This window comes from Tunicatimonas sp. (genome assembly GCF_049647865.1).
In the GTDB taxonomy this organism is placed as follows: Bacteria; Bacteroidota; Bacteroidia; order Cytophagales; family Cyclobacteriaceae; genus Tunicatimonas.
On the sequence record NZ_JBARYM010000435.1, the window covers coordinates 1 to 6,216 of the forward strand.

7 protein-coding genes are annotated in these 6,216 nt (G+C 44.1%); 5 read left to right on the plus strand and 2 right to left on the minus strand.

What is annotated here, in order from left to right; translation table 11 throughout:
* From WBA23_RS12970 to WBA23_RS12990, 5 genes are all read left to right on the plus strand, one after another.
* A partial coding sequence (locus tag WBA23_RS12970; RefSeq protein ID WP_424582701.1) for a 6,7-dimethyl-8-ribityllumazine synthase occupies nucleotides 1–213 on the plus strand: 213 nt, incomplete at its 5' end.
* A 116-nt stretch (nucleotides 214–329) separates the two neighbouring features.
* The gene (locus WBA23_RS12975; protein WP_424582702.1) at nucleotides 330–1,658 is read left to right on the plus strand and encodes an aspartate kinase; all 1,329 of its coding nucleotides are present in this window, start codon (nucleotides 330–332) and stop codon (nucleotides 1,656–1,658) included.
* 74 nt (nucleotides 1,659–1,732) lie between these two features.
* Nucleotides 1,733–2,245: a DUF2911 domain-containing protein gene (locus WBA23_RS12980; RefSeq protein ID WP_424582703.1), complete on the plus strand. Its 513-nt coding sequence runs from the start codon at nucleotides 1,733–1,735 to the stop codon at nucleotides 2,243–2,245.
* A gap of 58 nt (nucleotides 2,246–2,303) precedes the next feature.
* Nucleotides 2,304–2,624 carry a DUF721 domain-containing protein gene (locus tag WBA23_RS12985; protein ID WP_424582704.1) on the plus strand — a complete coding sequence of 107 codons (321 nt, stop codon included), beginning with the start codon at nucleotides 2,304–2,306 and terminating at the stop codon, nucleotides 2,622–2,624.
* A gap of 70 nt (nucleotides 2,625–2,694) precedes the next feature.
* On the plus strand, nucleotides 2,695–2,943 hold the full coding sequence (locus WBA23_RS12990; protein WP_424582705.1) for a hypothetical protein: 249 nt from the start codon (nucleotides 2,695–2,697) through the stop codon (nucleotides 2,941–2,943).
* Between the two features lie 77 nt (nucleotides 2,944–3,020).
* Here WBA23_RS12990 and WBA23_RS12995 read toward each other — a convergent pair whose 3' ends face one another.
* Nucleotides 3,021–5,426 carry an ABC transporter permease gene (locus tag WBA23_RS12995; protein WP_424582706.1) on the minus strand — a complete coding sequence of 802 codons (2,406 nt, stop codon included), beginning with the start codon at nucleotides 5,424–5,426 and terminating at the stop codon, nucleotides 3,021–3,023.
* Between the two features lie 105 nt (nucleotides 5,427–5,531).
* Entirely contained in the window at nucleotides 5,532–6,041 is a 510-nt protein-coding gene (locus WBA23_RS13000) for an ABC transporter permease (protein WP_424582707.1), read from the minus strand.
* Nucleotides 6,042–6,216: the final 175 nt, after the last annotated feature.

Genomic DNA, 6,216 nt, shown 5'->3' on the forward strand with positions numbered 1-6,216 from the left:
GTTCAGGGGCAGACCCCTCACTTCGACTATATCTGCCAGTCAGTGGCGCAGGGCATTAAGGATGTGTCCCTAAAATACGATAAGCCAGTCATTTTTGGAGTGTTAACTACATTAGACCAGAAACAAGCGCTTGACCGAGCGGGCGGTAAACACGGAAACAAAGGCGATGAGGCGGCACTAACGGCTATCAAGATGCTAGGGTTTAACGAATAGGAGCTTGGGGCCAGGGAGCAAGGTGTTAAGTGATAGGATAAGTCGCATAAACTCCCCGCCCCAAGCCCCCGGCAATTGAACAGTCGAACCATTTAACAATTGAACTATCATTCCCTATGAAAGTCTTAAAATTTGGCGGTACTTCGGTAGGTTCACCGGAACGGATGCACCGGGTCGCTGAATTAGTTACGCAATCATCCGAACCAAAAATTGTGGTACTATCTGCTGTATCGGGCACAACCAATACGCTAGTACAGATCGGAAAAGCACTACAGTTGAAGCAGGTAGACGAAGCCAATCGCCTGACTACTGACTTAAAAGAACACTACAACTCGTTTTGCCTCGGATTGCTAGCTGAGAAAAGTGCTCGAAAAGAGAGTAAGGCAATTCTTGAATCTCATTTTGAAATCCTCAGTGCTATAATCCAGAATCCGTTTAGTGCGGACGCAGAAAAAGAGATACTGGCGCAAGGCGAATTGCTTTCTACCAAGCTGTTTACCGCTTACTTAAAATCTCAGGGTATGCCAGCTGTACTACTGCCGGCACTAGAATTTATGCGGATTGATGCCAATCAAGAGCCAGACGAAGCATTTACACAAGAACGGCTGAAGGCATTATTAGATCAGTATTCCGATACTAAGCTATTTATCACTCAGGGTTACATTTGTCTGAATAGTCAGAACCAGATTGATAACTTGCAACGAGGAGGTAGCGATTATACGGCTTCTCTAATTGGAGCGGCAGTAAAGGCAGAAGAAATTCAAATCTGGACAGACATTGACGGGATGCACAATAACGATCCACGTATTGTGAAAAGAACCTTCCGCATCGATAGACTCTCATTTGACGAAGCGGCTGAACTGGCATATTTTGGGGCAAAAATACTGCATCCGTTCACCATTCGTCCGGCTCAGCGGGCTAATATACCGGTGCGCTTACTAAATACGATGGATGCCCAAGCCCCCGGCACATTAATTTCTGACCATCAGGAAGATCGGCCCATTACCGCCGTAGCGGCCAAAGATGGCATCACTGCCATTAAGATTAAGTCGTCAAGAATGTTATTAGCGTACGGATTTCTACGGAAAGTTTTCGAGGTCTTCGAGAAGTATAAAACATCAATTGATCTGATTACCACTTCGGAAGTAGGTATCTCGCTGACTATAGATGATCAGCAGTACTTATCAGATATTCTACAAGAGCTAGAAACCTACGGTCAAGTAGAAGTAGATAGTAACCATACCATTGTGTGTGTGGTTGGCAATATGCCATTCCAGAAAGTAGGCGTACTGAAAAAAATTGTGGACGCCATTGATGATATTCCGATACGGATGCTTTCTTACGGGGGCAGTAGGTTTAATATTTCGCTGCTTATTGACAACCAGTATAAAGTGGAGACACTCAATCGCTTAAATGAGCATATTTTTACTTTTCCCAACCAATAAAATCCGTATCTTACTAATTCACCACTAATCTGTTTACCATGCGAGCTACCCTGTTTTTTCTAAGCTGTTTTTTCTTGATAAGTACCCTAGCCACGAGTCAGGACTTCCGGGGTCTGGATAAAAGCCCTCTAGATATTGCTTACTATCCTGATAATTTCGCTCACGACCGTGAACCGGGAGACGAGCCCATGATGAAAGTTACTTACAGCCGCCCGCAACTAAACGGTCGTACCATACTAGGCGATAAGGAGCCCTACGGAAAAGTATGGCGCACCGGAGCTAATGAAGCCACCGAAGTGAAAGTATTTCAAGATGTAATGGTTGGTGGAAAAAAACTATCGGCGGGTACCTACTCTCTATTTACCATTCCAAATGAAGATAAGTGGACGGTCATCTTTAGTTCCGACCTCGATTACTGGGGTGCCTATCGCTATGATGAGAGCAATGACGTACTTCGGACTGAGGCTACGGTAAGTTCGCTGGAGGAGTCGGTAGAGGCATTTACCATTCAGTTTGACGATGACGCAATGCGAATGGCTTGGGGAGAAACTATGGCTGAACTACCGATTTCAATGAGTAATAATTAATGAATAATAAAGGACATTAATCACCCACCATCAGTCATTATTCATTAAAACGAACCATATGCCCAAATACACTAATCCCAATCAACGGGGAAGAAATGCTGAATTATCTACTGTTGGCGAAGCTCTCAGCCAATTACTGGATACCTATCAATTAAAAGCTAAGTACGAGCAGACTCAACTCATTCAGTCGTGGGAGCGGCTGATGGGGCATCCTGTTGCTCGCCGTACCGATAAAATCTACGTAAGCAACCGTGTGCTTTATGTCAAACTTAGCTCGGCTCCTCTTAAGCAGGAGTTGAATATGTCAAGATCAAAAATTCTCGCTAAATTTCTTCAAGAATTCGGCGAAGCTATTGTTGAAGATGTAGTCTTTTTGTAGCGCAGTGTAGATACTGACTAAAAAATATAACAAACTTGCTTGTTACGGCTTAGTGAAATAAACTTCGTTTATGAAACCAAGTCCTAAAGAAGAAAAAGCTCCTCGTTACCGCTTTGCCGTAATTGTCTGGCTCGCAATTTACCCCGCCGTTACCCTGGCCCAATGGCTACTAGGCCCAGTAATGTCTGACTGGCCAGTACCCCTGAAAACACTCGTCATATCGGTAATTGAAATACCTTACGCAGTTTTTTTCGCTATTCCTCTATTACAGAAATGGTTTGAAGGCTGGCTGAAACACGGTAGTTGGGAAGACTCATAAACAATTGACAATGAGCAATTAGTAGTGAACAATTATTCACTGCCGCGCTACGGAGACACTGTTCATTAAATTGTAGGTTATTCATTTCTAAGTGAGTCCATAGGGTTCGCCAACGCGGCTTTTATGGATTGGTAGCTAACAGTGAGCAAGGTGATCAGTAGAGAAATTCCACCCGCCGTAATGAAGATACTGACTCCCATGCCAATTCGGTAAGCAAAGTTTTCTAACCACTGATTCATCACCAAGTATCCTACCGGGACTGCGATTAAAAAGGCAATCAGGATAAGTTTAGTAAAGTCTTTGGATAGAAGCACGACGATGCTATTCACGGTGGCTCCTAACACTTTTCGAATACCAATTTCTTTATTTCGTTGAACTACTAAGAATGAGGCTAAACCGTAGACCCCCAATCCGCCGATGCACAAAGTGAGTATTGAGAACAGCGTAAAAATTTGAAGAAAGCGTTCTTCTCCCTGGTAGAGCGCGTATATATCTTCGTCCATGAAAGAGTAAGCGAGGGATCGCTCAAATGCCATATCTTGCCACGTAGCCTCTAAGTGTTCTACCGCTCCGGATAAGTCGCCAGCAACTCGGATAGCCATGAATTTCACCGGCATAGTCTGTTCGGAATGCAACGAGAAAATCATCGGTTGAATCTCAGTATGCAGTGAAGCTAGATGAAAGTCTTCAATCACTCCAATAATCTGAGCATTTTTCTTAGACCATTCACTGCCGGTAAATGCCATCCCAATAATAGGGGTTCCTACTGGCGACTCTAATTCAAGGAATTTCTGAGCAGTTTCGTTGATAATGTAGGCCTCAGATACGTCGGTAGGACGAGTTGATGAAAAATCTCTACCATCGGCAAAAGTAGCTTCCAGTGTCGAGAAGAAATCTTGTTCTACCACCATCGTTGGAATCATGGTACTTTCATCCGAACCATGTAAGTAGTAGGGTCGCCATCCGCCCACCCGCTGGGTAAGGGGAGCGTCAGATGCAGTAACACTCAGGAAGCGACTGTCTTGCAATAAGCGATTCTTTATCGTTTCGTACCCTTGTTGGATAGACTCGGTTGGTAGAGGAACCAGTACTATTTGTTCAGTAGTAATGCCTAGTTTCTCTTGGTGAAGAAAATTTAGTTGCTTAAAGATAACCATCGTTCCTATCAGCAATAAGATAGAGGCCAGGAATTGGAAAGCTACCAATCCTTTTCGTACCAGATGAACGCTGCCTTCCGATTGGAAGCTGCCTCTCATTACATCAATAGAGGGAAAAGATGCGATGAAGAAAGCCGGATAACTACCCGATAATAGACCAATACCCAACGCGATAAGCAGTAAGTATCCAATCATAGAAAAGTTATCCAGAAAATTTAAGGTGGTGTCTTTTCCGGTGATTTCCCGAAAGAGCGGCATACTCAGCTCAGCTAAAAATCCGGCAACCACGAAGGCAATAACTACCACCAGTACTGCTTCACTTAAAAATTGTATTACTAGTTGTTTTTTAAAAGCCCCCAAGGCCTTACGAACGCCTACTTCTTTCGATCGTTTCATAGCGTAGGCAGTAGCCAGATTGATGTAGTTGATACTCGCAATCAGAACAATCAGCAGAGCCACCACCGAAAAAAGGTAAATGTACCGAATATCCCCATTGGGACTAATCTCACCAATTAACTGTGACCGAAGGTGAATATCGGTTAGTGCTTGTAGGAAATATTGTCGTTGACGGACTGCATCTTCTCCCCAGTTTTCTACAACGTGCTGATTAATCTGGGCAGCCAAGGTTTCGGTATCAGCTCCTTCCGCTAGTAGCGCGTAAGTATAGTGGCTGGTACCCGTACGGTTCTCGAAAACCCACTGAGGATAGAGAGATTCTATAGTCTTCATTGATACGAGAAAGTCAGCCTGTAAGTGAGAGTTGCTAGGCATATTTTCCATTACCCCGGTTACCACCACCGATAGTGTATCAAAAAAGGTAAGAGTCTCACCTATCGCTGAAGTAGATTTGAAGTATTTCTCAGCCATTGCCTGACTTAAAATAACCGAGTTAGGAGCGTTCAGAGCCGTTTGAGTATTCCCTTCGAGTAAAGGAAATGAGAAAATATCTAGAAACGTGCTGTCTACGTAGTAAACCTCTTTTTCAATATACTGCTGATCTTGGTAAGTAACTAAGGCACCACTGAAGTTGTCAATACGCACTATTTCTTCAATAGCTGAGAAGCCTTCCTCCAGATCATCACCCAATAAATACGTAGTAATAGCACTCCGATTGAGAGCATCTCCGCCTTGATCATATTCTCCCGCTATCCGATAAATCCGCTCGGCATTGGCGTGAAAACGGTCAAACGAAAGTTCATCTTGCACATACAATACAATGAGAATACAAACCGCCATTCCGACCGAAAGACCCAGGATGTTGATTACGGTTCCTTGCTTCTGTCGCCACATTGAGCGAAAAGCAACTTTGAAGTAGTTTCTGATCATAGTTTGAAGGGTTAAAGCCTACGCGGCGCGGGTAAAGGGTAGAGGGTGAAGGGTTAATGGCATAGACAACCTTCTACCCTTTACCATCCACCCTCTACCGTTTATTTATTCATTCCGTAAACTATTCACTGGATTCGCTAGGGCGGCTCTGGTAGAGCGGTATCCGACGGTAGCAATGACTAGCAGTAGAGTAATCAATAAGCAGCCAATAAATACGGTAGCACCAATATTGATTCGGTAAACAAAGTTTTCTAACCACTGCTTCATAAGAAAGTAGGCCAAAGGTGCTGCTAAAGCGAAAGCAATCAGTACGAGTTTGATAAACTCTCCGGAGAACAGGGTTAGTAACTGCTGCACCGAAGCTCCTAACACCTTACGGATGCCAATCTCCTTGGTGCGTTGCTCAGCCATAAAGAGCACCAGACCATACAACCCGAGACAGCCAATAGCTATGGCGATACCTGAGAACAATTGAGTAAGTGACAATAGCCGCTGGTATTCTTCGTAAAATCCCGCAATAGCATCATCCAGGAAACGATACTTGAACGGAAAGTCCGGGTAATTACTCAGCCAAAGCGATTGAAGCTCCTCGATGACCTCCTCGGCTTGAGGCATATTTACCTTTAGATTTAGATGACTGTATTGAGAACGGAGGTTAGTAATAAGAAGGGGAGGAATCTCGCTGCCGAATGTATTGGTATGATAATCGGCCACTACGCCCACAATGGGAAGTTCCAACGGTTGGTCTACTTCTATGGCAACTTAGTTACCAAGTACTTCCTCCGGGGTT

What these genes read in the sequence shown, in the direction of transcription:
- WBA23_RS12975 (WP_424582702.1), top strand. Translation starts at nt 330, where the DNA reads ATGAAAGTCTTAAAATTTGGCGGTACTTCGGTAGGTTCACCGGAACGG.
- WBA23_RS13000 (WP_424582707.1), bottom strand. Translation starts at nt 6,041, where the DNA reads ATGCCTCAAGCCGAGGAGGTCATCGAGGAGCTTCAATCGCTTTGGCTG.
- WBA23_RS12990 (WP_424582705.1), top strand. Translation starts at nt 2,695, where the DNA reads ATGAAACCAAGTCCTAAAGAAGAAAAAGCTCCTCGTTACCGCTTTGCC.
- WBA23_RS12995 (WP_424582706.1), bottom strand. Translation starts at nt 5,426, where the DNA reads ATGATCAGAAACTACTTCAAAGTTGCTTTTCGCTCAATGTGGCGACAG.
- WBA23_RS12985 (WP_424582704.1), top strand. Translation starts at nt 2,304, where the DNA reads ATGCCCAAATACACTAATCCCAATCAACGGGGAAGAAATGCTGAATTA.